Source organism: Ammoniphilus soli (assembly GCF_040813775.1).
This window is the reverse complement of sequence record NZ_JBEGDL010000001.1, coordinates 127,376-150,861: the sequence shown is the minus strand read 5'-3', so window position 1 is coordinate 150,861 and position 23,486 is coordinate 127,376. Positions and strand designations below refer to the sequence as shown.

General features: G+C 44.7%; 29 protein-coding genes. 4 read left to right on the top strand and 25 right to left on the bottom strand.

Going from position 1 to position 23,486, the window contains the following annotated elements; genetic code table 11:
• Positions 1-19: 19 nt before the first annotated feature.
• The 4 genes from dnaG to ABLT31_RS00755 all read right to left on the bottom strand — a co-directional run bounded on the left by dnaG (position 20) and on the right by ABLT31_RS00755 (position 4,229).
• A complete protein-coding gene (gene dnaG, locus ABLT31_RS00770; protein WP_367747608.1) occupies positions 20-1,849 on the bottom strand; it encodes a DNA primase in 1,830 nt (609 codons plus the stop codon).
• 168 nt (positions 1,850-2,017) lie between these two features.
• Positions 2,018-2,470 carry a YaiI/YqxD family protein gene (locus ABLT31_RS00765; protein ID WP_367747605.1) on the bottom strand — a complete coding sequence of 151 codons (453 nt, stop codon included), beginning with the start codon at positions 2,468-2,470 and terminating at the stop codon, positions 2,018-2,020.
• 248 nt (positions 2,471-2,718) lie between these two features.
• Positions 2,719-3,534, bottom strand: coding sequence for a pyruvate, water dikinase regulatory protein (locus tag ABLT31_RS00760; protein WP_367747603.1), 816 nt, complete (start codon positions 3,532-3,534; stop codon positions 2,719-2,721).
• 41 nt (positions 3,535-3,575) lie between these two features.
• On the bottom strand, positions 3,576-4,229 hold the full coding sequence (locus tag ABLT31_RS00755; RefSeq protein ID WP_367747600.1) for a helix-turn-helix transcriptional regulator: 654 nt from the start codon (positions 4,227-4,229) through the stop codon (positions 3,576-3,578).
• Between the two features lie 237 nt (positions 4,230-4,466).
• On the opposite strand from ABLT31_RS00755, the gene ade reads away from it, so the two are divergent.
• Complete coding sequence (gene ade / locus ABLT31_RS00750) at positions 4,467-6,209, top strand: adenine deaminase (protein ID WP_367747599.1); 1,743 nt, start codon at positions 4,467-4,469, stop codon at positions 6,207-6,209.
• Positions 6,210-6,242: 33 nt separating this feature from the next.
• Here ade and ABLT31_RS00745 read toward each other — a convergent pair whose 3' ends face one another.
• The 19 genes from ABLT31_RS00745 to ABLT31_RS00655 form a co-directional block, all read right to left on the bottom strand.
• On the bottom strand, positions 6,243-6,506 hold the full coding sequence (locus tag ABLT31_RS00745) for an HPr family phosphocarrier protein (protein WP_367747597.1): 264 nt from the start codon (positions 6,504-6,506) through the stop codon (positions 6,243-6,245).
• A gap of 49 nt (positions 6,507-6,555) precedes the next feature.
• Positions 6,556-6,858 carry a hypothetical protein gene (locus ABLT31_RS00740; protein WP_367747595.1) on the bottom strand — a complete coding sequence of 101 codons (303 nt, stop codon included), beginning with the start codon at positions 6,856-6,858 and terminating at the stop codon, positions 6,556-6,558.
• Positions 6,859-7,091: 233 nt separating this feature from the next.
• Positions 7,092-7,400 (bottom strand): DUF4342 domain-containing protein, encoded by a 309-nt coding sequence (locus ABLT31_RS00735; RefSeq protein ID WP_367747593.1) that lies wholly within the window; start codon positions 7,398-7,400, stop codon positions 7,092-7,094.
• Positions 7,393-8,169, bottom strand: a complete 777-nt coding sequence (recO, locus tag ABLT31_RS00730) for a DNA repair protein RecO (RefSeq protein WP_367747590.1) — start codon at positions 8,167-8,169, stop codon at positions 7,393-7,395. Before recO ends, ABLT31_RS00735 begins: the two co-directional genes overlap by 8 nt.
• A gap of 32 nt (positions 8,170-8,201) precedes the next feature.
• A complete protein-coding gene (locus ABLT31_RS00725) occupies positions 8,202-8,342 on the bottom strand; it encodes a YqzL family protein (protein ID WP_367747587.1) in 141 nt (46 codons plus the stop codon).
• A 163-nt stretch (positions 8,343-8,505) separates the two neighbouring features.
• A complete protein-coding gene (era, locus tag ABLT31_RS00720) occupies positions 8,506-9,408 on the bottom strand; it encodes a GTPase Era (RefSeq protein WP_367747585.1) in 903 nt (300 codons plus the stop codon).
• Entirely contained in the window at positions 9,389-9,799 is a 411-nt protein-coding gene (locus ABLT31_RS00715; RefSeq protein ID WP_462976453.1) for a cytidine deaminase, read from the bottom strand. Before ABLT31_RS00715 ends, era begins: the two co-directional genes overlap by 20 nt.
• Before the next feature lie 40 nt (positions 9,800-9,839).
• A complete protein-coding gene (locus tag ABLT31_RS00710) occupies positions 9,840-10,211 on the bottom strand; it encodes a diacylglycerol kinase family protein (RefSeq protein ID WP_367747581.1) in 372 nt (123 codons plus the stop codon).
• Between the two features lie 16 nt (positions 10,212-10,227).
• Entirely contained in the window at positions 10,228-10,659 is a 432-nt protein-coding gene (ybeY, locus tag ABLT31_RS00705; protein ID WP_367747577.1) for an rRNA maturation RNase YbeY, read from the bottom strand.
• Positions 10,656-12,851: an HD family phosphohydrolase gene (locus ABLT31_RS00700; RefSeq protein ID WP_367747575.1), complete on the bottom strand. Its 2,196-nt coding sequence runs from the start codon at positions 12,849-12,851 to the stop codon at positions 10,656-10,658. The genes ybeY and ABLT31_RS00700 overlap by 4 nt, the downstream gene beginning before the upstream one ends.
• 45 nt (positions 12,852-12,896) lie before the next feature.
• Entirely contained in the window at positions 12,897-13,877 is a 981-nt protein-coding gene (locus ABLT31_RS00695; RefSeq protein ID WP_367747573.1) for a PhoH family protein, read from the bottom strand.
• A gap of 4 nt (positions 13,878-13,881) precedes the next feature.
• Entirely contained in the window at positions 13,882-15,072 is a 1,191-nt protein-coding gene (gene yqfD / locus ABLT31_RS00690) for a sporulation protein YqfD (RefSeq protein WP_367747571.1), read from the bottom strand.
• Between the two features lie 14 nt (positions 15,073-15,086).
• The gene (yqfC, locus tag ABLT31_RS00685) at positions 15,087-15,368 is read right to left on the bottom strand and encodes a sporulation protein YqfC (protein WP_367747568.1); all 282 of its coding nucleotides are present in this window, start codon (positions 15,366-15,368) and stop codon (positions 15,087-15,089) included.
• Between the two features lie 148 nt (positions 15,369-15,516).
• Positions 15,517-15,930: a hypothetical protein gene (locus ABLT31_RS00680; RefSeq protein ID WP_367747565.1), complete on the bottom strand. Its 414-nt coding sequence runs from the start codon at positions 15,928-15,930 to the stop codon at positions 15,517-15,519.
• Between the two features lie 9 nt (positions 15,931-15,939).
• Positions 15,940-16,938 carry a flotillin-like protein FloA gene (gene floA, locus ABLT31_RS00675; RefSeq protein ID WP_367747562.1) on the bottom strand — a complete coding sequence of 333 codons (999 nt, stop codon included), beginning with the start codon at positions 16,936-16,938 and terminating at the stop codon, positions 15,940-15,942.
• Positions 16,939-16,950: 12 nt separating this feature from the next.
• Positions 16,951-18,279 (bottom strand): NfeD family protein, encoded by a 1,329-nt coding sequence (locus ABLT31_RS00670; RefSeq protein ID WP_367747559.1) that lies wholly within the window; start codon positions 18,277-18,279, stop codon positions 16,951-16,953.
• 174 nt (positions 18,280-18,453) lie between these two features.
• Positions 18,454-18,897: a GatB/YqeY domain-containing protein gene (locus tag ABLT31_RS00665; protein ID WP_367747557.1), complete on the bottom strand. Its 444-nt coding sequence runs from the start codon at positions 18,895-18,897 to the stop codon at positions 18,454-18,456.
• A gap of 35 nt (positions 18,898-18,932) precedes the next feature.
• Positions 18,933-19,106, bottom strand: a complete 174-nt coding sequence (rpsU, locus tag ABLT31_RS00660; protein ID WP_129196526.1) for a 30S ribosomal protein S21 — start codon at positions 19,104-19,106, stop codon at positions 18,933-18,935.
• A gap of 109 nt (positions 19,107-19,215) precedes the next feature.
• The gene (locus ABLT31_RS00655) at positions 19,216-19,539 is read right to left on the bottom strand and encodes a histidine triad nucleotide-binding protein (protein ID WP_367747554.1); all 324 of its coding nucleotides are present in this window, start codon (positions 19,537-19,539) and stop codon (positions 19,216-19,218) included.
• 146 nt (positions 19,540-19,685) lie between these two features.
• Between ABLT31_RS00655 and ABLT31_RS00650 the strand changes: the two genes are divergently transcribed.
• Positions 19,686-21,050 carry a UDP-N-acetylmuramoyl-tripeptide--D-alanyl-D-alanine ligase gene (locus ABLT31_RS00650; protein WP_367747552.1) on the top strand — a complete coding sequence of 455 codons (1,365 nt, stop codon included), beginning with the start codon at positions 19,686-19,688 and terminating at the stop codon, positions 21,048-21,050.
• A gap of 225 nt (positions 21,051-21,275) precedes the next feature.
• Here the strand turns inward: ABLT31_RS00650 and ABLT31_RS00645 are convergent, their stop codons facing one another.
• Complete coding sequence (locus ABLT31_RS00645) at positions 21,276-22,346, bottom strand: D-alanine--D-alanine ligase (protein WP_367747549.1); 1,071 nt, start codon at positions 22,344-22,346, stop codon at positions 21,276-21,278.
• A gap of 233 nt (positions 22,347-22,579) precedes the next feature.
• On the opposite strand from ABLT31_RS00645, the gene ABLT31_RS00640 reads away from it, so the two are divergent.
• Positions 22,580-22,954: a LysM peptidoglycan-binding domain-containing protein gene (locus tag ABLT31_RS00640; RefSeq protein WP_367747546.1), complete on the top strand. Its 375-nt coding sequence runs from the start codon at positions 22,580-22,582 to the stop codon at positions 22,952-22,954.
• A gap of 66 nt (positions 22,955-23,020) precedes the next feature.
• Positions 23,021-23,218 (top strand): DUF378 domain-containing protein, encoded by a 198-nt coding sequence (locus tag ABLT31_RS00635; RefSeq protein WP_367747543.1) that lies wholly within the window; start codon positions 23,021-23,023, stop codon positions 23,216-23,218.
• 63 nt (positions 23,219-23,281) lie between these two features.
• Here the strand turns inward: ABLT31_RS00635 and ABLT31_RS00630 are convergent, their stop codons facing one another.
• Positions 23,282-23,428 (bottom strand): hypothetical protein, encoded by a 147-nt coding sequence (locus ABLT31_RS00630; protein WP_367747540.1) that lies wholly within the window; start codon positions 23,426-23,428, stop codon positions 23,282-23,284.
• Positions 23,429-23,486 lie beyond the last annotated feature (58 nt).

The window sequence follows — 23,486 nt, the reverse complement described above, 5'->3', positions numbered from 1 at the left end:
ATTCCCTCCTTCCTTAGGTTCATGTGGAAAACGGCTTGATGGACTTGCGCAGCTGCAATATTTGGATGCCAATTTGAGCTGCCTTCAAACTGTCTCCTTCTCTCTCCAATCTCTTCTGTTCATTTTTAAGCTCTTCCATATGCATCAAGATTGGATAATTCAAAACTTGTTGTATGTAATCAGATAATTCCCTAGACGTCAGCTCTTCGGGAATTTCTTCAACAGCCAGCTTGGAGGCTGTTGCGATGAGCCGCTCGTCTTCGAGTCCTGAAATGAATTTACTTGGATCTGCAGGGTGTCCCATCATATAATAGTTATATAAATGGGCTGCAAGGGCTGCAAATTCATCAACATTAAATTCTCCGCCAACCTTGCGCATGATTTCTTCCGCCCAGCCCTCATTATGAAGCATAAGGACAATCAATCTCTTTTCTGCATTATAATGGGCAGGCAACAAAGATTTGACGGGCAAATGAACTCCATTATTTATACTATTATTCCATTTCCTTGCGAGTTTATCCCTGCCGCCAGCCTTTTTTTGCTGAAAGTAGATCTTGCGCTGCTCTTGCTTTAGCGCTTCTAGCGAGTAATTGAATTCCTCCGACAAGCTGCGTAAATAGTGATCGCGTTCCACAGCGTTAGGCAAGGAAGAAATTTGCTCTAACACGGCGTTGATATACTGGAGGCGCTGGGCCTCATCAGATAAATCATAATTTCTTCTGATGTTTTGCATTTTAAATGCAGTAACGGAAATCGCTTCTTCCAATTGACGCCTGAACCTTTGCGCTCCGTGTTTTTTAATGTAATCATCCGGGTCGAGCCCGTCTTCCAACGAAACTATACGCACTTCGCAACCTGAGGCCATGAGGATTTCGGCAGCCTTCATAGCAGCTTGAATGCCAGCCTGATCAGAATCGTAGCATACCAGGACATGATCTGCGTTTCTCTTGATCACCTTTGCCTGATTTTCCGTCAGTGACGTCCCCAGTGAAGCAATGCCATTTCTTACTCCTGCTTGCCAGGCTGCGACAACATCCATATATCCTTCAAACAATATGGCTTGCCGTTTCTTTCGCATCTCAGTTCTTGCTCGATGCAAATTGAATAGGATGTTGCTCTTATTGAACAATGGGGTTTCAGGGCTGTTTAGATATTTCGGGTGTCCCTCACCTATCATTCTTCCCCCAAATGCAACAATCCTTCCTTGCGAATCCGCTATGGGAAACATCAAGCGATTGCGGAACAAATCAAAGGGCTTGTTATCGGATTCTCTTCTTGCCAGGAGTCCCGCTTTCTGCATAAGCTTAAGCTCGTAGCCTCGCTTGGCAAGAAATTGAGTCACAAAGTCCCAACTTTCTGGTGCAAATCCCAACTGAAACTCGACTGCTGTTTCATAATCAATTTTACGGCGTTCAAAATACTCTCTTGCCTGAGTACCATGATCGGTTTGAAGCAGAAGGTGATTGTACAGCTTAGAAACGAGTTCATAAGCCTCATGCATCAGCCTTTTATCTCTTTGTTCCGCACTTTCCTCTTCGTGTCCCAAATGATCCTGAGGAAGACTGATACCTGCTTTATCAGCTAGCAGCTGAATGGCTTCGGGAAAAAGCATCCCTTCCATCTTCATGACAAAAGAGATCAAATTCCCCCCTGCACCGCACCCAAAACAATGAAAGATTTGCTTTTCTTCCAGGACCGAAAAAGACGGACTCTTTTCTGAATGGAAGGGGCATAAGCCCATATAGCTTCGACCGCTCTTTCTTAGCTGAACATATTGTCCGATAAAGTCAACAATATTGATCGAGTTTCGAATTTGGTCGATTAATTCTTCAGGAATCTTCGGGCTCATGGACTTCTCCTACCTCATCATTCCTTTGTACGTTATAGTCAGAAACCGATCTCAAGCTCAAATTAACTACTTTAATCCGCAAGGGTTGTTGAGTATCTGAGATCGAATGCTCCCAATTGAAAGTCTAATGAGCAAAAAATAATGTTGAAAGAAACTATTCGTCAAAATTCAACAATATCCTTCTTTGCATTGCAAACATTTTTTCAAAACTTGGCGAAAGCGTTCTTTTTCCGTTTCTGTGTACGGTTTGGGTCCCTTTGATCGCTTGCCTGCCATTCGCTCTTTTTGCTGCCTGTGTCTTGTGGTAAGGAGATATTCGATATTATCATTAGTATATTCTTTACCTCGAGAGCTAATAGCTAAACACTTCCTGCCAAGAACCATGCAGGCCAAGCCATAATCATCGGTAATCACCACATCGCCAGGGCTCGCCTGATTGGCAATGAACATATCAACCGATTGATAGCTCTTATCTACCACGACCGTTTGGGTCCAGGCATCATGCAGCTGAAAATGGTTAGCGAAGGAACATACAAAGATAGCTCTCTTCTGATAAATAGCAGCTTCCTCGGCAATGATTGACTTGGTGGGGCAAGCATCTGCATCTACATATATGATCAACCCGGCCGACTCTCCCTATGAATTTACTCTGTCGTTCCCGCACTAAAAGCCCTTCAAAAGAAAACCCCGAAATTTGTCGAAATGATTTTTATATCTTTTTCCGGGAGGGCTTCCCCATCAGTAAAGAAAATATGTTATAATAAGATTTATTAACTTTCTTACATAATATATACGATATTCTTTTACTTTTTCCTGCTGAAAAAATAAAAAGTTCTCGACATTCGAGAACTTTTTTCTTTTATCTTGGTTTATTCCTGGCTTCTTTTTCTAATAATCTCCATAATGAGGTTTGAGGTTTCCTCCACGGCCTTGTTAGAGACGTTAATGACAGGACAGCCGATTCTCTTCATCACTTTTTCCGCATACTCCAATTCTTGCATGATTCTTTCCAAACTGGCGTAGTTGGCCTGCGATGCCAATCCCAATGCTTTTAGCCTTTCCCTGCGGATCATATTCAGCTGGTCTGGACTGATAGTGAGACCAATGCACTTTTTCACCGGGATCATAAATAATTCTTCTGGCGGCTCTACTTCCGGCACCAAGGGAACGTTCGCTACCTTAAACCTCTTATTGGCCAAGTACATGGAAAGCGGTGTCTTGGACGTACGAGAAACGCCGATCAAAACAACATCGGCTCTTAAAAGGCCTCTCGGATCTCTTCCATCATCGTATTTTACGGCAAATTCGATCGCTTCGACTTTCCGGAAATATTCCTCGTCCAACTGCCGTACTAGCCCCGGTTGATTTTTAGCTTTCTTTTTCACAGCGCCTTCTAGAGCCTCGATCATAGGGCTCATGATATCGACCGCTGTTACGCCATGTTCTCTGGCCTTATCTTTAAGATGTGTCCTTAATTCCGGAATGACCAGTGTAAAGGCAATAACCGCCTGGGATTCCTTGGCAGCAAGAACCAACTCGTTAATCGTTCCCTCGTCCTCTACATAGGGGAACTTTCGGATATCAATGGAATGACCATCAAATTGACTAGATGCAGCCTTTACCACCACTTCAGCCGTTTCACCAACGGAGTCTGATACGATAAACACCGTCGGGTCTGTCATCATGTCATTACTAATAATAAGCCATACCTCCTTTCGAACTCTTGCTATACGGACTGCTCGCTTGCAAGCTCAACGTAAGCTTTGGTTACCGTCGTTTTGGTTACCCGGCCCACAACTTCGAGAACAGTCCTGCCTTCATCCTGCTCTTCCTTGACGACGGGAATCGAGTCGATCTGGTAATTAATCAGTTTCCTAGCCACATCAAATATGCTGTCTTCCGAGAAACAAGTAATGATGTTGGGCATTCGGGTCATAATGATATTAACCGGAACGTCTTCAATTTTTTGTTTCCCTAACATCGCTCTAAGCAGGTCCTTCCGAGAGACAATGCCTGCAAGATATCCTTTATCATTTACGACATACAGCGTTCCGACATCTTCAAGAAATAAAGTGCAAACGGCATCATAAACGGAAATGGATTCCTTAATAACCACCGGTAACGCTTTGTAATCCCTAACAATCTTTTTCCGTGCGAGATCACCTAGCAATTGAGGGGCGCTTTTTCCTGAGTAGAAATACCCAACCCTCGGTCTAGCATCAAGATAGCCTGCCATAGTAAGGATGGCCAAATCGGGACGTAAGGTAGCTCTTGTCAAGCTCAGCTTATCAGCAATTTGTTCACCTGTAATTGGTCCCTCGTTTTTTACAATTTCCAAAATCAGGTCCTGGCGTTTTGTCAGCTCGATGTTGCTCACCATCCTTGCTCAAATATGTCATACTAATTATCCCTTTTTATTATATAGTATGAAACATATTGATGACAGCCCTTCGCAGCATTGTTCAGTGAAAATTTATTCTATACGCTTTGGTCGATAGAAAAATATACCTGAATGAAGGATGAAAGTCAATCCCTCGACCGGATTATAAGGGTATTTTTCTCATTTATGGATCATAAAATGTGAGAAAAATTAATATGAGAAGGGAGGTCGTCACCATTGGACAATCAGCTTCGACAAGAATGGAAAAAAAGAATTTTAGTTTCTGGACACCAGATCCCTGCAGACCTCGTCATCCATAACGCTAAAATTGTCAACGTTTTTACAGGTGAGCTTATGGAGGGTGACGTGGCCATTGCAGATGGAATCGTGGTGGGAATCGGAAACTATGAGGGAGAGATTATATTGGACGCCCAAGGCCGGCACCTCGTGCCTGGCTTCATTGATGGACATGTCCATATTGAATCTTCCATGGTGCTTCCTGGGGAATTCGCAAAGGTTGTACTTCCGCATGGCGTAACAACTGTCATTGCTGATCCCCATGAAATAGCTAATGTACTGGGTTTGGATGGTATTCATTTTATGCTTAATGCAGCTAAGGGTATTCCATTAGATGTTTATTATATGCTTCCTTCCTGTGTGCCAGCCACTCCTTTCGAAAATGCGGGCGCGATCCTGACTGCGGATGATCTTGACAGTCTTTACCAACATCCTAAGGTCTTGGGACTAGCTGAAGTTATGGACTTCCCCTCGGTTGCATCAGCCTCCGCACCGATGGTGGATAAGCTCATTTCAGCCCACCGGCATCAAGCGAAGATCGATGGACATGCGGCCGGTATCAGCAGGGATTCTTTGAACATATACATGACTGCAGGAATCAGGACGGACCATGAGTGTGTCTCTGCTGCAGAAGCTAAGGAACGCCTTGATGCTGGCATGTATCTGATGATCAGACAAGGATCCGCAGCGCGTGACTTGGCGGCATTACTGCCTACCATCACCCCAGCGAATGCTAGAAGGTGTCTTTTTGTCACCGATGACAAGCACTTGGATGACCTTCTTCTTGAGGGAAGCATCGATTACAATGTTCGGCTCGCGATCCAACAAGGAATTCCTGCCATAACCGCGATACAAATGGCTACCCTACACGCTGCAGAGTGCTTTGGTTTGTCACATTTAGGAGCAGTGGCGCCTGGTTATCAGGCAGATCTATTGCTGCTGGATGAATTAGAAACCATCTCCATTTCCCATGTCTTCAAGCGAGGCAAGCTTGTCTGGGAAGAAGGGCAGCATGTGGCCGAAGCCTTCCCTGAGCAAAAGACCTTAAGCGCATTGTCCCCAAGCGTAAATCTGCAGGCAATTACAGCAGAAAAATTAGCCATTCCCCTTACGAATAAGAGTTGCCATGTCATTGAGATTATTCCAAACAGCCTAGTGACACGGCATTTGATCGAGGAAGTGGAAATTCGGCATGGCTTGTTTCATTCCTCTATTGAAAAAGATTTGCTAAAAATAGCTGTCCTCGAAAGGCACCATCGAACCGGAAACATCGGCTTAGGCATCGTGAAAGGATTGGGCTTGAAAAAGGGTGCCATCGCCTCCACGGTTGCCCACGATTCCCATAATTTGATTTGTTCGGGGGTATCAGATGAGGATATGCTGACAGCTATTCAACACCTTGAAAAAGTTCATGGCGGATTGGTCGTGGTTTGCAACGGCCAGGTGATGGCCTCACTCCCTCTGCCTGCTGCCGGGCTGATGACCGACAGGCCCTACACTGAAGTGTATGAGCGGCTGGTATCAATTCATGAGGCCTTGCGTGAAATCGGTGCAAGTGAAGAGTTTAATCCTTTTTTAACCCTTTCCTTCCTTGCCTTACCGGTCATTCCGCACTTAAAGCTTACGGACATGGGGCTATTTGATTTTTCCCGATTCTCACATATTGAAATCGAATCTAAGTAATGAAGGACAGCAGGGCGGCTTCGGCCGCCTTGACTATGGGTCTAATGGCTCCATCAAGATCGAGCTTAAATGCGTAAGAGCCTTTTCTGCGTCTGTTCCCTCTGCACTAAGAATCAGTTTTTCTCCCTCTGACGTTTTCAGCAAATGCAAAATTCCTAATAACCCTTTTGCGTTGATCTGCAATTCTTCCTGGTGCAGCAAAATGTAGCTGTTGAACTGATTGGCTTCATGAACAAACTGAACGAGACGTTCCGTACTGCAATGAGATGGGAGTGTAATGGTCAGCTGTTTTTTCATCCAGATCCTCCTTGCGTTACCAGACTATATTTTTTCGGGATTTTTGCTGTTAGGGGTCTAAGGTATCAATGATCTTTCCGATCTCTTCAAACCAATGGCGGTCAGAGATATCGACAGCCAAGCTCTGTAACTGAAATAGATGGGCCTTATACAACTGTTTTTGGATCGCGGAGCCTAACCAAGGGGCAATTTCTTGAGAGGATACAATCGTTTCCTGGCCATCGGCAAACCGAATGAAAAACCTTCCATTATGACCAATACTTCTAATCTCACCAATCTCCTCATACAGATAATTTTCTTCATTGACGACCTGAACAAGATCACCTTTTCGGAATAATCCATATTGGCTCATTTCAAACCCCTCTTTTGCCTAGGAAAATTTAATTAGCCATTCAGTCATATAAATGACATAGTTATATAGGTGATTTTTACACATAGATGATGTTGTTACTTTTTACTATAAATAACATTGCTTAAGTACACAATAGGTATTTTTTGTTGAATTTTAGCATTTTTCTTTTCCTGAGCAAAAAAAAGCTGCACCCGCAAGATTACGGGTCCAGCTAAGTACATTCAAGATACCACTTACTTTTTTTCAACTACAATTTTGCAATCCAAAGCAAGAAGAGAAATCATGGCAAAAGCAGAGAGATACGGAAATACGGCAGCCATTATTCCTCCATAGATAACGGGTAATGACACCAGCGGACGCTCATTATGACTTACAGTAACTCGTACAACGTTCGCCATCTTTAAGATATCTTTAACTAGATTCCAGACATCCTTGCCTTTCGCTGAATACACCTGCTCCTGTCCTTCAAAAACCTTCTCCTCGGTCGGGAGAAATTCATCTAGCCACTCTTGCTGCCTTTGATGACTATGCGTGCTATCCATCTAGGGTCTCCTTTCTTGGCAGAACCTGTTCCATTTTCTCAAGCTGTTCCAAGAATTGTCTAGTTTTTAACCGTACACCCACATACTCATCCATAAACGAATACATCACTTTTTGAAGCTGCTGCCTGGTCTCCTTCTTTAGGTTTATTTTTCCTAACTGATTCATATCGACCTTTTGAAAGAGAGATAGCAAACGGGCTACTCCATCCATCAGCAGAAAGGAATAAGGGTCCCTGCGACGGCATGCATCACATAGCAACCCACCTTCCCTGATACTGAAAAACCAGGGAGGATTCCCCTGCTGACAGTCTGCGCAGTGCTCCAACACAGGCTTGTACCCATGAAGGGAAAGAATTTTGATCTCATATATTCTTGCGATGACCTCTCCATCTTTTCCGCTTTCCATTTGCTTGAGGGAGTCTAACAATAAGGAATACAATCCTGCATGTTTCTTTTTCTCCTCTGTCAGCCTTTCGGTTATCTCAAGGATATAGCTGGTGTACGCCGTACTGAACAAATCCCCTCTGATTCTCGGAAAAGACTGGATAAGATCAGCTTGATTTAAAGAGCCTAGACCAGAACCCATATGAAATAAGAAAAGGGCATGGGTGAATGGCTGTGAAACCGCAGCAAACCTGCTTTTGGTTTTTCGCGCGCCCTGTGCCATGATTCCCACCTTGCCCAGATCTTTCGTATAGACCGATAAAATTTTGTTTCCTTCCCCATAATCATGAGTCCGCAATATGATTCCTTCCGTCTTCCCAATCACGCGTTTGCCCCCATTTCAGGGCCAATTAACCTCTACCCTTCCATTTCCTCCGAAGCCATGGATAATTCCGGCTCATCCTCCCCATCAAAGTGGACGCGCTGAGAATCTTTATAGAGAAGATAAGCATCAATGTTTCCTGTTGCACTAAATAAGTTCCAAGAAATATTTTGCATGCTCCGTATCATCCTTTCGGCAGAAGTTGATTCACGATTCTAGGCTGCAAAGAATCCAAATCGCAGGGTAAAAGACATCTAGGAAAGATAGTTTCACCTAGTTTCTCTATAAGCTTAGATTGGCCCTATTCCTAAATCATATCCCTAGGAAATTTTTCCATTATCACTCCAGTTGAAAACCGAAATCCCGGAGCAAGCGGTCCTGATTTCGCCAGTCTTTTTTGACTTTCACGCGAAGTTCCAAGTATATGCGAGTTCCCAGCAACCGTTCAATATCCTGTCTTGCTCGTTTTCCAATTTCCTTTAGCATGGAGCCTTGCTTCCCAACTAAAATTCCTTTTTGTGACTCTTTTTCCGCATATACGCCAGCGTAGATATAAATAGCGTTGCTGTCTTCCTTTTTCTCCATATGCTCTATTGCTACGGCAACAGAATGAGGAACCTCTTCTCTTGTCAGATGAAGCACTTTTTCCCGAATCAGCTCCTCTATGATGAATCGCTCAGGATGATCCGTCACTTGATCAGGAGGATAGTATTGTGGTCCTTGGGGAAGCAAGTTGAGCATTTGCTCCATTAGGGTGCCAACATTGTTCCCTTGAAGGGCAGAAACGGGAATGATTTCCTTAAACGGGTACAGACTGCGATACTCCTCAATAAACGGCAATAAAGCCTCGGGATGAACCTTGTCAATCTTATTAATAATTAAGTAGACTGGCGTCTTGACTTCCTCAAGCTTCTCGATGATAAAACGATCACCAGGCCCTAGCTTTTCTGAAGCATCCACAAGAAAGAGGATGAGATCAACTTCTTTGAGTGCAGCCTCAACAGAAGTATTCATGTATTCCCCTAGTTTGGATTTGGGTTTATGTATTCCGGGAGTATCCATAAAAATAATCTGGCCCTTTTCGCCTGTATAAACGGCCCGAATCTTATTCCGAGTCGTCTGGGGCTTATCGGACATAATCGCAATTTTCTGTCCAACGACTTGATTCATTAATGTGGATTTCCCCACATTCGGTCTTCCGATGATAGCTACAAAACCTGACTTATAACCTGTTTTGTTCATTTAAATCCTCCTGACTGAATGCGCCGGGGAGAAGCTCAGCGACAGTTTTGATAAGCGTGTCACCCTTTAGGTTACCCATAATGACCTCCATGTTTGTCGGGCATAGTTCTGCTAAAACTTGCCGGCATGCTCCGCATGGCGCAACCGGTCTCGGGGTATCCGCAATCACGGCCATCCTTTTATACTTTTTTCTTCCTTCCGAGTACGCTTTGAACAAAGCCGTCCTTTCTGCACAATTGCAGAGGCTATATGCCGCATTTTCAATATTTCCCCCTAAGAACACCTCTCCTTCCTCCGTCAGCAATGCCGCACCGACCTGGAATTTCGAGTAGGGAACATATGCTAAATTCATCGCTTCTCTCGCTTTTTGCATGAGCAATTGGTCATTCATTGATTTATCCAGCCTCCTCAATCTAACTCTTTCTATACTCTTAAAAATTTAAGACCTTAAGCAAAGGACCGGAAAATACATAAATTCCTACAATGAAGGAAAGAAGTGCCGCCATCAGGACGGCCCCGGCTGCAGCATCTTTGGCTATCTTTGCTAAAGGGTGAAATTCTGCCGTTACAAGATCGACCGTTGCCTCAATAGCGGTATTGACTATTTCAAGGATCAGCACTAAAAATATAGAAAAAAAGACCAGCAATACGCGGTCCCACGTGACCTGAAGCAGCCAGCTGGCCCCTAGTGCCAGGATGGCTGCCCCCACATGGATCTGCATGTTTCGCTGCGTCTTAATCGTATATGCTATACCTTCTAAGGCATATCCGAAGCTGCGGACAAGGCGCTTCATTTCGCCCATTTTTCTTCACCTTACCTCAGCGTGTTAATCCGAATCTTTCCAAGATTTGATCCTGACGTCCAAACATCTCTTTTTCTTCTTCCTCTGTTTCATGGTCATAGCCAATGAGGTGGAGAAAACCATGTACAGATAAAAAACCGAGTTCCCGTTCAAAGGAATGATCGTATTCTTCAGCCTGCTCCCTTGCCTTAGGAATGGAAATAATGATGTCCCCCAAGGCATCTTCTTCTTCCAATGGAAAAGACAGCACGTCGGTAGGTTTGTCTTTCTCACGGAATTGTTTATTTAATTCTCTTATCTGTTCGTTTCCTACAAATGTAATCGCTACTTCCTTACCCTGAATCTCTTCCATTTCCGCCGCTATCTCCAATAACTGGACAAGCATATCTAACTGTTCAGGCGAGAGTTGTTCGTTCTGCTCATTGATGAATTCCACAGAAAGTCTCAAGCGCGCTTCACCTCCGCTTCATCAGGGTATTCAATCCGGCTGTGGAAAATGCCTTGCAAGGTTTCACATATGCTGCGAGTAATCAATTCTAATTCTTGAAGGGTCAAATCACATTCATTGAACTGGCCATCATCCAGGCGATCCTTTACAATCTTTCTCACGAGCGTTTCCACGCGTTCCGGTGTAGGTTTAGACAACGAGCGAACAGCTGCCTCTACGCTGTCACAAATTCCGACAATGGCAGACTCCTTAAACTGGGCTTTAGGACCCGGGTATCGGTACTCCGACTCGAGAATCGGCGTATCCGAATCTTGCACTGCCTTGTGATAGAAATATTTCAGCAGTGTCGTTCCGTGATGCTGTTCGGCAATATCAAGAATCGGTTTGGGCAGCTTGTACTCCTGAAGCAATTTAGCCCCGTCATAAGGGTGAGCAATAATAATAGTCCTGCTTAGGCTCGGTGCAATCTTATCGTGAGGATTTTCCCTGCCCATCTGATTTTCAATAAAAAATTGCGGCCTCTTCATTTTGCCTACATCATGATAATAAGCGCCTACCCGCGCAAGCAGCCCATTAGCCCCAACTGCTTCTGAAGCCGCCTCGGAAAGATTGGCCACCATGATGCTATGATGGTATGTCCCGGGCGTTTCCATTAGCAATCTCCGCAGCAGGGGATGATTGGGATTAGAAAGCTCAATCAGCTTCATTGTGGAGAGAATGCCAAAAGCCGATTCCAAAAACGGAATTAATCCCATAGTCAAAACGGAAGCCAATAATCCACTCCCTATGGCAAAGGCATAAAGCTGCAAAAGGTCTGCCCATTTGACCGAATAGAATAGCATGTATACTGAGGTGATAGATACAAGGTTAGTAAGAATAACAACCGTGCCAGCGAGGAAAATATTGCGCCTTAAGGTCGGCTTGCCTAATGAATAAACGCCGGCGAAACATCCAGCCAGAACAACAAAACCATACCGGTAATCAAAGAGGTACGTACTGTCTGCATTGAAGATGATACTTGCACAGATAGAAAATAGTACTCCTGCAAACATTGCCAGACGTTGGTCTAGAAACAAGGCAATAAGCATGCTTCCGAATGCCGCCGGAACCAAAAATCCTATGAACATATATTCCAAAGCTTGTCCCAGCCCTACTATTTTCATGACCATGACATTCAGCAGCACGATCGCAACAAACATCGTCAGCTGTTGATTATCCATCTTCAGATGAAGCTTGCCCTGACTGATATAGTAATAAAAGAAGACCATACACAGAAGAACCAGCAGCAGCAAACCTATATAAGGGAAATAATTAGGATTATGGGTAAGCATACCCGCTACTCCCAATTTCCTGTAAATCTCTTCCGTAATATACTCCCCTTCTCCTACAAGTATGTCGCCTTTATGGATAAGTATGGGTTTAATAGACCTTACTGCTTTTTCTCTGGATTGTTCTGTAGCTTCTTCATCAAATACGATATTAGGAACAATGCTTGCCATAACCAGTTCTTTAACGGCTTGCAGAGCTCTGCTCTCTAATTCGGTAGTAGCCAGATGCTGATTGACTCGCTCCAGGGTTTTCGTTTCCCCTGCCATTCTTACCCCTTCCAGCATAATAGATGTCACGATATTGCGTGAAATCATCTTGATGATGGCCAAGGATTCGGGGGATTGCTTTAACAGGCTGCGATAGGTTTCATCTGAAAGCTGATAGGGTATATTTTCCTTCAACTGATCGATCCAGTCGTCTTGTGTCGGCAATGGCCCTTCCCACTCTGCCGCGGAGCCTGCTGCCGGATCCTGATCACCCGAAGCGGCTGCCCTGCTCTGAACGGCTAAATCAAGCTTTTCCTGCTGAAGTCTAGTTTCCGCTACGCTGCGAAAGATTTGGTCAAGAACGGTGAGTTGGTTTTTAAGGATTCTCTCGTCCAGTACATAGACGGGCTTAATGGATTTTAGCGCCTCATCGCGAAGCTTCTGAGTAGATTCTACATCTTCAACTTCCATGGACGCTTTAATTTCCACATTGCTGATTGTATTTTCTTTCAAATCGTATGTCTTGGGTATGACATGCTCCAATAGAAGGAAATAGATGCCTAATGTTAGTAAGAAAAAAAGAATCATCCGGACAATCAAGCTTGTTCTCCATGTCTCCGGGATACGCCATGTTCCCTGGAGCAACCCTTTTTTCACGCCTAGCAGCTCCTTTAAATCCCTCCCCCGATAATGAGGGGAGAGTTATGATGTCGGTTGATTTTCCCCTTCTGTTTCGGCATAGGCCACAATGATCTTATGGACAAGCGGATGTCGGACGACATCTGCTTCGCTCATGAAAACAAAGGAAATGCCCGGTATTTTAATCAAAACCCGTTCCGCTTCTTTCAGGCCTGACCTTTTGCCCCTTGGCAAATCAACCTGGGTTACGTCCCCAGTAATCACCATCTTGGATCCGAAACCGAGCCGGGTCAGGAACATCTTCATCTGTTCAGGCGTCGTATTCTGAGCCTCGTCCAAGATGACAAACGAATCGTCTAAAGTACGCCCGCGCATGTAAGCTAAGGGGGCTACTTCAATTGTTCCGCGTTCCATTAATCGATTTACGGCTTCCATTCCCAATATATCATTTAATGCATCATATAACGGCCTTAAGTAAGGATCGACTTTTTCTTGCAGATCTCCCGGAAGGAAACCTAAATTCTCTCCGGCTTCAACAGCGGGGCGAGTAAGAACGATTTTCTTCACTAGCCCGCTCTTTAGCGCAACGACGGCCATCACCACAGCTAAGTAGGTCTTCCCTGTACCTGCAGGACCAATTCCAAACACGATATCGTGCTTCCTGATGGAAGTAATATAATGGCGCTGGCCAAGCGTTTTCACCCGGATGGGCTTACCTTTGGCCGATTGAGCGATTTGCTCTTCGAAGAGTTCAAGCAGTTCATCCGCTGCACCACGCTTGGCCAAATCGATTGCATAGGCTACATCTCTTTCTGATAGCTGCATCCCCTTCTCGATCAGAACAGCCAAAACCTGCAGAAGCTGCTCCACCACCTGAGCTTCCTGCTCCTCGCCAGAGATCATGATTTCATCGCTCCGTGCTGTGATCTTAGCTTGGAATGACTGTTCGATCTTTTTTAGGAAAGCGTCCTGCGGTCCAAATAATGCAATCGCTGTTGTCGTGTCCTTTAGTCGAACTTTAATTGATTCTTCTTTTACTGGCAAAATCTCATTCTCCTTCAATAGTGATAGGTGCTTCTACCGCAATGTCCTCTATTGCTACTATGTGCATCTTAATATAAACTTTATCATTCTCTTGCTTATGGTGCAAAACTTTTTCCTCTTTAATATATCCACCATTTCCCATTTTAGTAAGAATATCTTGCTTCGCTGTTTCCTTAGCAAGTTCCAGAGCTTCCGCTTCACTGATCTTTTTTTCAAAGACATCCACAGATTGAAGCGTCTCTAGCTTCCAGCCTAAAGGAAACGTTTTATCCCGCCACCGCATCACCCGTGTATCTTCCCTTGTTTCATATTCTTTAAAGGTTAGCTCCCCAAACCCCCATATCTTAAATTGCTTCTCTCCCCATACCAAAAATACGTTGCGATGTTGTTCACCAAGATATACAGACTGCTTTTGCTTGATAGGGATCACTACTTCGGTCTCATACCAGACTTCGCCTTCTACGATTCCTTTTGCCGCAACGGCCGTCGGGCTCTCCTCTTTGCCGATAAATCCTGAGACGAGAATATCCCCCTTGCGCACAAAATCAGCAGGTCTAACCATAGGCTTGCCATGTTCCGCAAAAATGTTATGGATCACAGCCGATTTTTTTGCAACTAAATGCCGTGGGCTCAATACTTCCTTATCATCCGGGATAACCTTTTCAACTACCCGAATCTGGGCCTTTGTGCCTTTCATTCGAAAGCCAATCCACGAGGCCTCGGGCAATTGCTCCATCAATCGGGCCTGGATCTTGTCAGGGTCGTCCAACAAAAAACTAAACTTCCCTTGCTCAATCCCAACCTTTTCAGCCGCCTCCAGCACATGTTGCCTCGATATGTTTTCATTTCCGACAACCTCTATCGACCATATGACGTGGGATAAGAAAAATAACATCGCAATGAATAAAATAAAGCCGCCAAAAAAAGCATATCGCTTTCTGACCCTCGTAAGAAAAAAGGGAAATCCATGCTTGCTGAGAATCCTCATCCTGCATCCCGTTTCTTTGAGCAGCGGCTTTAGCTGCAAGAAATCCTCCAAACGGATGGCTATTTTCCCCCGCTGCTCATCGTAGCGAGTAATGTTCCAGACCTGCATGCCCTTTTGTACTGCCAGGTTTATTAAACGCTCTATCCTTCTGCCGTTCAGGATTATCACCAGGTATCCATTAAACCACTTTAACCATTGATGCTGCATCTCGTACTGTCCCCCTACTCTATAAATTGAACCCCATCCACTTTTCCCTCGATAAGGACTTCTTCCGTAAGGATCGCGCGAATGACCAATTTTTCTCCCGTGACAAGCAATTGCCCCTTGGTTAAAAGTAAACGGAGCTCCTTATCATTAAAGAGAAGAACTCCGCGATGGTTCTCTATGTACATATGGATTTGCCCGATCATGGTTATTCGGGGCATATCCATGGTGACATCAGCTGGCAGGTCGAGCATTTTTGCTGCAAATTTTCGCAGTTGTCTCCCCCACAGGTTTTTCATTCGGCCTTCGCTCCCCCTTCCATTGGTCGTCTTTTTCTGTATTCATCCGCAAACTCTACTAATGTAGATGTATGCTCAAGATCTGGCTTTTATGAAGCGATAAGAAAACAAAAACGGTCAACCGTTTCTTTACGGTTAACCGTTTGGGTTAAGTTCTTCTTATGAAGGGGTGCGGAGCTTTAGCCCTTGGCGGGCCATAGACCTGGCTCCATATCATTCCCTGGACAGCCGGAGAGGGTCCCTTCTTGTTTTTCTTTGTTTCTTTCTTCGTTAAAGCTGGAGATGCCAAGGGTTCCTTCGGAGACGGGGAAGGGACCGACTTCACTTCCTCATCCTTCAAACCCTCCCTCTTTTCTCTGGGCGGTTCAATGGGAGGGTATCTTTTCACAACGATCGGACCTTGTTCCTTCTCCCAGGGGAAATCAACGGGCGACGGCATACGGGTTGTCGGCCCTTCATCCATTCCCTGCTTCACCCTTTTCGCAAAGGATCGAAACACCCAAAAGAGGATAAATAAGATCCATATGTTTGAGAAAATAAAATCCAACAGCCAGCCTATCATCTCATCACCTTATTTCCGATCTGGATCTTCCGGACTTAAATTGCCTGAACTCTGACCGAAGGACTGTCTCATTTCCGTATCTGCGTCGATGTTTTTCATATTAAGGTAATCCATTACGCCAAGTTTCCCATGCTTCAAAGCTTCTGCCATCGCCAGAGGCACCTCTGCCTCGGCTTCTACCACCTTGGCTTGCATCTCCTGCACTTTCGCCTTCATTTCTTGCTCATGCGCCACAGCCATGGCCCTGCGCTCCTCAGCACGGGCCTGGGAGATTTGCTTATCGGCTTCGGCTTGCTCAATCTGAAGGTTTGCTCCTATATTCCTTCCGACATCCACATCGGCAATATCGATGGAGAGGATTTCAAAAGCTGTTCCCGAGTCCAATCCCTTCTCTAGAACCGTCCTGGATATGCGATCGGGATTTTCCAATACTTCCTTATGACTATTCGAGGAACCCACGGAGGTAACAATCCCCTCTCCCACGCGGGCGATGATGGTTTCTTCTCCGGCCCCCCCAACCAAACGGTCAATGTTTGCCCGGACGGTGACCCGCGCTTTTACTTTCAGCTCGATCCCATCACGCGCTACAGCCGATACGAAAGGGGTCTCGATCACTTTCGGATTAACGCTCATCTGAACAGCTTCCAAAACATCGCGACCTGCTAAATCGATAGCCGCTGCTCTTTCAAACGGCAATTCGATATTGGCTCTCTCGGCCGCAATTAGCGCATCGATCACGCGGTCTACATTACCTCCTGCAAGAAAATGACTTTCCAGCTGATTGGAGGAAACATCAAGGCCTGCCTTTCTTGCTTTGATCAGGGGATTAACGATCCGGGAAGGAATAACCCGACGCAATCTCATTCCTACTAACGTAAAAATTCCAATCGGTACGCCAGAGGCCAATGCCGAAATCCAAAGCATAACCGGGACAAAGGTAAAAAAGACGGACAGCACAATGACAGCAAGGGCCACCGTTAGAAATAGCGATAAAATTGAGGCATCCATTCAATCATCTCCTTAGTTCAATTTACTTTCCACTTCGCGTACAACCACTCGCGTTCCCTCAACCCGTATTACCCTGATGGTCTTCCCTTTTTCGATATAGCCGCCTTCTGAGACGACGTCAATCATCTCCCCATCAATTTCAGCCGTTCCTGAGGGTCTTAATGTCGTGATGACGGTCCCTTCACGGTGCAACAATCCTTTCCAATCCTTAGGCGCCGAATATCCCTGTTCATTTTTCTGCTGCTCCCGCAAAATAAACTTATTCCATATCCCTCGGTGACCAAAATATTTAATCACGATAAAGGCAACAATAGCCGTCACGATGAATGCAATGGCTAGTGAGAATGAACCATAGGCAGGATCATAGGCGGCTAGGACGATGCCGGCAAGGATCGATATGATGCCTAATCCCCCGAAAATGCCAAAGCCAGGAACAACAACCTCGATAAGCAGCAAAATAATCCCGACGATAAACATAGCGATATGGAGCCAATCAGCAAAGCCTGCTATATAGTGCCCGAAGAAATACAACCCAAGTGAAGTTAAGCCCAATATCCCAGGTATCCCAAAACCCGGAACCAAAAGTTCAATCACAATCCCGGCCAATCCAACGGTAAGAAGAATAGGGATGATATAAGGGCTCGTCACCCACCGTGCAACTCTCTCCCCCATGTTCGGTTCCGCTTGGATGACAGCGGGTGCATCAAATCCCGCCTGCTGGAAGGCGTCCTCCAGATTCTGTGCGATATAATCGGCATATCCTACTTCCTTCGCTACGTTGGGCGCTAAGGATAAGATTTTTCCTTGCTCCGTCACGCCTTCAATCTCTATCTCCGGATTGACCATGGCTTCGGCAATTTGCGGGTCTCTGCCGTTCATCTCAGCGGCACTTCTCATCTTCTTGGTCCAAGCTGATACGAATTTTTCCTCCGCCATATTTCCGGCCAAATCAATCGGAGCAGCTGAGCCAATAGCACTTCCGGGTGTCATAATGATCTTATCAGCGTTCAAGGCTATGTATGTTCCTGCAGAAAAGGCTTCATCGACAATAAATGCGTAAACAGGCACCTCTGCTTCTCGAATAAGCTGCCCTATCTGCCCCGCCGCTTGAACCTCCCCTCCCGGAGTATCAATCTCCAAAAAGATCGCATCGGCTTCGTTCATTGCTGCTTCAGCAAAGGCCCTTTTTAAAAACTGATAAAGCCCTTGCTCAACGCCTTGCTTTACAGGAACGACGTAAACCAGCTTTCCCGTCTGCGCTTCAACCGAAGAGGCTGAAGCGATTGCAATAATCGCCAGCATGAATACAAGGTTTAATGCAATTAATCGAAATTTATTCATAGCCTTCTATGCTTCCCTCCCTTCTTTCATATTATGGGATTCTTCTTTTTTCATTTTCCCCTTTCTCGGGATCAAGATATTCTTTTCATAGTACTTGATACGACAGGCCTTGAAAAAAGTTTCATGGAAAAACAAAAACACCTTATGCTATAACGCATAAGGTGTTTGTATGTTCTAAGGAAGCAGTTCCTGAACAATTTTGTTCACGAGGGTTCCATCAGCTTTGCCTTTAACTTTAGGCATGATGGCTCCCATAACCTTTCCAAGGTCCTTCTTCGAGGTGGCTCCCACTTGCTCTACCGATTCTTGTACAATTTGCCGGATCTCTTCTTCCGTCAACTGCGTCGGCAAGTAAGGAAGCAGCACTTCGATTTCAGCGCGAGTTTGCTCAGCCAGATCTTCTCGGCCCGCATTTTCAAATTCTTGGAGGGAATCGCGTCTCTGCTTCAACTCACGATTCAATAAAGTAAGCACTTGATCGTCGGTAAGCTCTTTACCTTGGTTGATTTCTTCATTTTTCACCGAAGATTTCACCATGCGGATGACGGAGAGTTTGAGCTTATCCTTATCTTTCATGGCTTGCTTCATATCATCGTTAAGTTTACCAAGTAGACTCATTTCGTCACCCTATCCTACTTAAACTAAAATTAAAATTAGAACTTGCGCTTACGAGCAGCTTCAGACTTCTTCTTACGCTTAATGCTAGGCTTTTCGTAGTGTCTGCGCTTTTTTACTTCAGCTAGAATACCCGCTTTACCTGTTTCACGTTTAAAACGACGAAGAGCGGCATCAAGAGATTCGTTTTTACGTACGCGAACTTCAGACATTGCTTTTCCCTCCCTCCGCATTAACCATTAAAAACAATCTTATTCAGACTGTCAAAGCATATTATATTATAGATGGGCCACCTTGGTCAACATGAACATTATTTTTATACTATTCTGTCCATCCCCATAGGTGATAGTGGAGGTGAAAGATCTCTTGACCTCCTTTTTCCCCGCAATTATTAATTAAGCGCATCCCCTTAAGACCCATCTTGGGGTACATCTCTTGCGCAATCTTGTGTATATAACTCACAAGGGGCAAATCTTCTTCAGCTACGTCCATCATTGTAGAAATATGTTTCTTCGGAATGATGAGCAAATGAACAGGAGCCTTTGGATTAATATCGTGAAAAACCGTGACTAAATCGTCTTCGTATTCAACCTTAGCAGGGATTTGCTTGTCTACGATCTTGCAAAACAGGCAATTGGATTCCATTTCTGCGTCCTCCTAAATATATGTATTCATTTCAATGTACCGTTTTTTGCCGATTCAAGTCAAGAATCCACATGAAAGTTGCTGGTATCCCTGTCTAAGTGATAGCATTACATCAGATACTTTTACCATGGAAGAGGAGGGTCCTGATGCTTACTCTAGAAGAAATATGCGAGGCAACCGGTGGGCGATTGATTGGGTCAGCCGTACAGCCCATTCACTCCTTTCACTTCGACACGCGACAAGTACAGCCTGGGGCTATGTTCGTTGCCCTAACCGGCGGGACTAGAGATGGCCATTTATTCATAAGCGAAGCAAAAGCTAATGGGGCCATTGCCGCTCTCATCTCAGATGAAAGCTATGCAGATCAAGCAAGTGGATTATCTTACGTTCTCGTTGACGATACTCAGCTTGCATTTGGGCAAATCGCCAAATACTATCGCCTGCACCTGGAAATTCCCATTATTGCCGTTACGGGCAGCAATGGAAAAACAACAACCAAGGATATGATCGCGCATATCCTCGGGCATAAAAAAAACATCTATAAAACCTACAAGAATTTTAACAATCACCTTGGGGTTCCTTTGTCTATTCTCCAAATCCAACCCAATCACGAAATGGCCGTACTGGAAATGGGGATGAACCATGCTGGGGAAATTGATTACCTTGCCTCAATCAGCAAGCCAGACGTTAGTGTCATTGTCAATGTAACCGATGCCCATATTGAGCATTTAGGCTCAAGGGAAAACATTGCGAAGGCTAAGGGTGAACTTCTCCCCCACACTTCATCTGATGGATTTGCTATTTTAAATGGTGATAATCCCTTCGTTGTCAGCGTTAGTCATCTCAATCCAGGCAAAAGTTATTTTTACCGCATGAACGAAGAAGCGGATATCTACGCGACTGGCGTGGCGATTACAGATCGGGGAACTTCTTATACGGTGCATGTAGATGGAAAAATGGAGCACATGACGATCCCAATGTTCGGTACGCATAACGTGGCCAATACATTGCCTGCCATATTTATCGCTTATCATTACGGCTATGCATTACCAGAGATAAAAGAGGCGCTTGCTAGTTTGTCCATCTCGCCAATGAGATTCGAGCTTATCCAGGATGTAAAGAGAGCCGTCGTCATCAACGATGCATACAACGCGAGCCCGACTTCGATGATGAGCTCCATTGATACGTTTAGCGGTATTCTTCCTCAGTACAAAAAAGTTCTTGTCCTCGGTGACATGTATGAGTTAGGACCAGACAGCGCACAGTATCATGCAGAGGTGGGAAAGTTCATCAATAAGCTTGGCCAACCGGTGGATTTCCTAGTTTCCGTGGGGGAAAATGCCCTTCATATTTCCCAGGCAGCCCATGTGCCATCCAGGCATTTTCAAAATAAAGCAGAAGTGGCACCCTTTCTTGAGCAATTCATGGATCAGAAGCACGCTTTGCTTTTTAAAGCATCCAGAGGTATGAGGCTGGAGGAAATCGTTCAGGAATTAGTAGAGAAGGAATGAATCTGTAAAGTGCCCTCATGTGGATAACAGGAGAAAGTCCGACTATTATTAAAAATGGGGACTTTTTAGCTAAAATAAGCGGAGAAATTCCGGTTATTTCTCAAAATCTCTGAAGAAAATCATGATTTTTGAGGTTTAGCCGGAAAAACTCCGCTTATTTTCACTTTTTCAATCTAAACGGACGAATAGTCGGAAAAACTCACGTTATCGCCCTAAAACCAGACCTTAATCCAATTTCTCGGCAGCTACCGAATTGCCATGACGATCGTCATATCGCTCAAAACCAAGCTTCACCAATTCATGAATTAAATCCCCATAAGGAATTCCTGCCGCTTGAAAAAGCATCGGATACATGCTAAAAGGAGTAAATCCAGGCATGGTATTAATTTCATTAATGTAGACTTTGTCGTTCTCTTCATCCCAAAAGAAATCAATGCGGCTTAAGCCGGACGCGTCAACTCCCTGAAAGGCCTTTTTTCCCATTTCTTCGATCTCTTTTTTAACCCGTTCCGGAATTTCTGCTGGGATATGCAGTTTTGTACCTGCATTTTTATACTTAGCCTCATAATCATAAAATTCGTTAATGGATACGATTTCTCCCACTACGGAGGTCTTAAGCTCTTCGTTTCCTAAAACACCGATTTCTAATTCCCTGCCCGAAATGGATTCCTCTACCACAATCTTCCTGTCAAAGCGGGCAGCTAGCTCCAACGCCTCCACTAAAGTTTGTCTGTTCTTCGCTTTGGAGATCCCAACACTGGACCCCATGTTCGCTGGTTTAACGAAGCAAGGATAGCCAAGGGTTTCCTCAATTTTCCCGACTACGTCATCGATCCCGTTTTCGAGCTGGTTCCGCAGAAAGGATAAGTACTTGCATTGGACAATTCCGATTTCCCCAAATACATTTTTCATGGCTACCTTATCCATGCCCACAGCGGACCCCAAGACGCCCGTTCCTACATAGGGGATATCTGCCATCTCTAATAACCCTTGCAGCGTCCCATCCTCTCCATTGGGTCCGTGAATGACCGGGAAGGCGATATCAATTTCTTCCTTTAGCCGAAGCACGTTAGGCTGTTCTTCAGATGTTCCCTGCAAGCGAAGCTGCTCCACGGATTGAATCTCACCTTCGGGAAGGTTCCCCTTCACCCATATTCCATCCAATTGGATATAAAACGGGATAATATCATATTGAGACCGGTCTACCGCATTTATGATTGCTTTTGCCGTACTGAGGGACACTTCATGTTCGCTGGATTTTCCGCCATATATGATGCCAAGCTTTATTTTCTCCATTTGGAGTCCTCCTTTTTCCATTGCACCTACCGTTATGATACCAAGTTTATAGGCTTTTGGTGATTAAATTATCCCATATGCATGTCGGCATTTGCCCAAAGTTCACTATAACCGAAATCTGAACGCTTTACCATATAGCTCTTGGATCAGTTTATCATCAGGTCTAGAGAATTTTGACAGGAGGACAAGTTCTCTTTCTTTGTTGCATAGAATGTATTGAGGAGGGGGTTATCATGGCTGTCATTTTAAAGAAACTAAAAGGCAAAACTGTTCATAAAGCCAATCCTGAACCAGAGTGGGAGCAGCTTCTTCTCTTGCTTAAGCTCTTGATTATTTTATTCGTCATTTTTAGCTGTTTTCATTGGATTGTGAAAAAAAAGGTCCAGCACTTACCCGCTCAAACGCAAATCACCGCTTTACCAGATACGCAAGGAAGTAACGCCCCCTTCATGCGAGCGTATACGGTAAAGGAGGGAGATACATTATGGAAAATCGTGCTCACCTATTATCCGAACGAAAACCCTGTCAATAAAATCAAAGAAATTCAAAAGATAAATCAGATGTCTAATGATTCCATTCAGCCCGGACAGCCCTTAAAGCTCCCATAAGCATCCTGAATAAAGTTGAAAGCGTCGGGAAAGCTAAAAGGACTATGATTATAGGAGGGATGAAGAATGGATCGATTAGCCTTAATTTTAGTCATTGTTGGAGCCCTGAATTGGCTTCTTGTAGGCCTATTCCAATGGGATCTGGTAGCTTCCCTGTTTGGCGGCGAATCCAGTTGGGTAAGCCGTACGGTATATACGTTGGTGGGCCTAGCGGGGATCTACTCCCTTTCCCTGCTTTTCCGTGAACGTGCAGTCGGGAGATAATGAAAGCTGACATAAAAAGAAAGGACCTCCTTCGGGAAGTCCTTTCTTCGTTATATAAGCATTTTAATTTCCGAACAACCAACTCAAAAAACGAATGGCAGGCGATTTTCTTGACCGTATGGTGATTTGCCAACGATGAACATCAATTAACGTTTTCTTATAGGCTCCAATTTTCACTTCGCTAATCTTCGCGGCTTCTTGCTTAAGCATAATCACCATCACCTCTCTACAGCTTGTCCTACATTAAATTTAACATAGGCAGGCTACA

Coding starts and splice junctions, on each gene's coding strand:
- dnaG (WP_367747608.1), bottom strand. CDS start 1,849: ATGAGCCCGAAGATTCCTGAAGAATTAATCGACCAAATTCGAAACTCG.
- ABLT31_RS00760 (WP_367747603.1), bottom strand. CDS start 3,534: ATGATGACAGACCCGACGGTGTTTATCGTATCAGACTCCGTTGGTGAA.
- ABLT31_RS00755 (WP_367747600.1), bottom strand. CDS start 4,229: ATGGTGAGCAACATCGAGCTGACAAAACGCCAGGACCTGATTTTGGAA.
- ABLT31_RS00745 (WP_367747597.1), bottom strand. CDS start 6,506: ATGAAAAAACAGCTGACCATTACACTCCCATCTCATTGCAGTACGGAA.
- ABLT31_RS00740 (WP_367747595.1), bottom strand. CDS start 6,858: ATGAGCCAATATGGATTATTCCGAAAAGGTGATCTTGTTCAGGTCGTC.
- ABLT31_RS00735 (WP_367747593.1), bottom strand. CDS start 7,400: ATGGATAGCACGCATAGTCATCAAAGGCAGCAAGAGTGGCTAGATGAA.
- ABLT31_RS00725 (WP_367747587.1), bottom strand. CDS start 8,342: ATGCAAAATATTTCTTGGAACTTATTTAGTGCAACAGGAAACATTGAT.
- era (WP_367747585.1), bottom strand. CDS start 9,408: ATGAACAAAACAGGTTATAAGTCAGGTTTTGTAGCTATCATCGGAAGA.
- ABLT31_RS00715 (WP_462976453.1), bottom strand. CDS start 9,799: ATGAATGACCAATTGCTCATGCAAAAAGCGAGAGAAGCGATGAATTTA.
- ABLT31_RS00710 (WP_367747581.1), bottom strand. CDS start 10,211: ATGGGCGAAATGAAGCGCCTTGTCCGCAGCTTCGGATATGCCTTAGAA.
- yqfD (WP_367747571.1), bottom strand. CDS start 15,072: ATGCAGCATCAATGGTTAAAGTGGTTTAATGGATACCTGGTGATAATC.
- yqfC (WP_367747568.1), bottom strand. CDS start 15,368: ATGAAAAACCTGTGGGGGAGACAACTGCGAAAATTTGCAGCAAAAATG.
- ABLT31_RS00680 (WP_367747565.1), bottom strand. CDS start 15,930: ATGATAGGCTGGCTGTTGGATTTTATTTTCTCAAACATATGGATCTTA.
- floA (WP_367747562.1), bottom strand. CDS start 16,938: ATGGATGCCTCAATTTTATCGCTATTTCTAACGGTGGCCCTTGCTGTC.
- ABLT31_RS00670 (WP_367747559.1), bottom strand. CDS start 18,279: ATGAATAAATTTCGATTAATTGCATTAAACCTTGTATTCATGCTGGCG.
- ABLT31_RS00665 (WP_367747557.1), bottom strand. CDS start 18,897: ATGAGTCTACTTGGTAAACTTAACGATGATATGAAGCAAGCCATGAAA.
- rpsU (WP_129196526.1), bottom strand. CDS start 19,106: ATGTCTGAAGTTCGCGTACGTAAAAACGAATCTCTTGATGCCGCTCTT.
- ABLT31_RS00655 (WP_367747554.1), bottom strand. CDS start 19,539: ATGGAATCCAATTGCCTGTTTTGCAAGATCGTAGACAAGCAAATCCCT.
- ABLT31_RS00650 (WP_367747552.1), top strand. CDS start 19,686: ATGCTTACTCTAGAAGAAATATGCGAGGCAACCGGTGGGCGATTGATT.
- ABLT31_RS00645 (WP_367747549.1), bottom strand. CDS start 22,346: ATGGAGAAAATAAAGCTTGGCATCATATATGGCGGAAAATCCAGCGAA.
- ABLT31_RS00640 (WP_367747546.1), top strand. CDS start 22,580: ATGGCTGTCATTTTAAAGAAACTAAAAGGCAAAACTGTTCATAAAGCC.
- ABLT31_RS00635 (WP_367747543.1), top strand. CDS start 23,021: ATGGATCGATTAGCCTTAATTTTAGTCATTGTTGGAGCCCTGAATTGG.
- ABLT31_RS00630 (WP_367747540.1), bottom strand. CDS start 23,428: ATGCTTAAGCAAGAAGCCGCGAAGATTAGCGAAGTGAAAATTGGAGCC.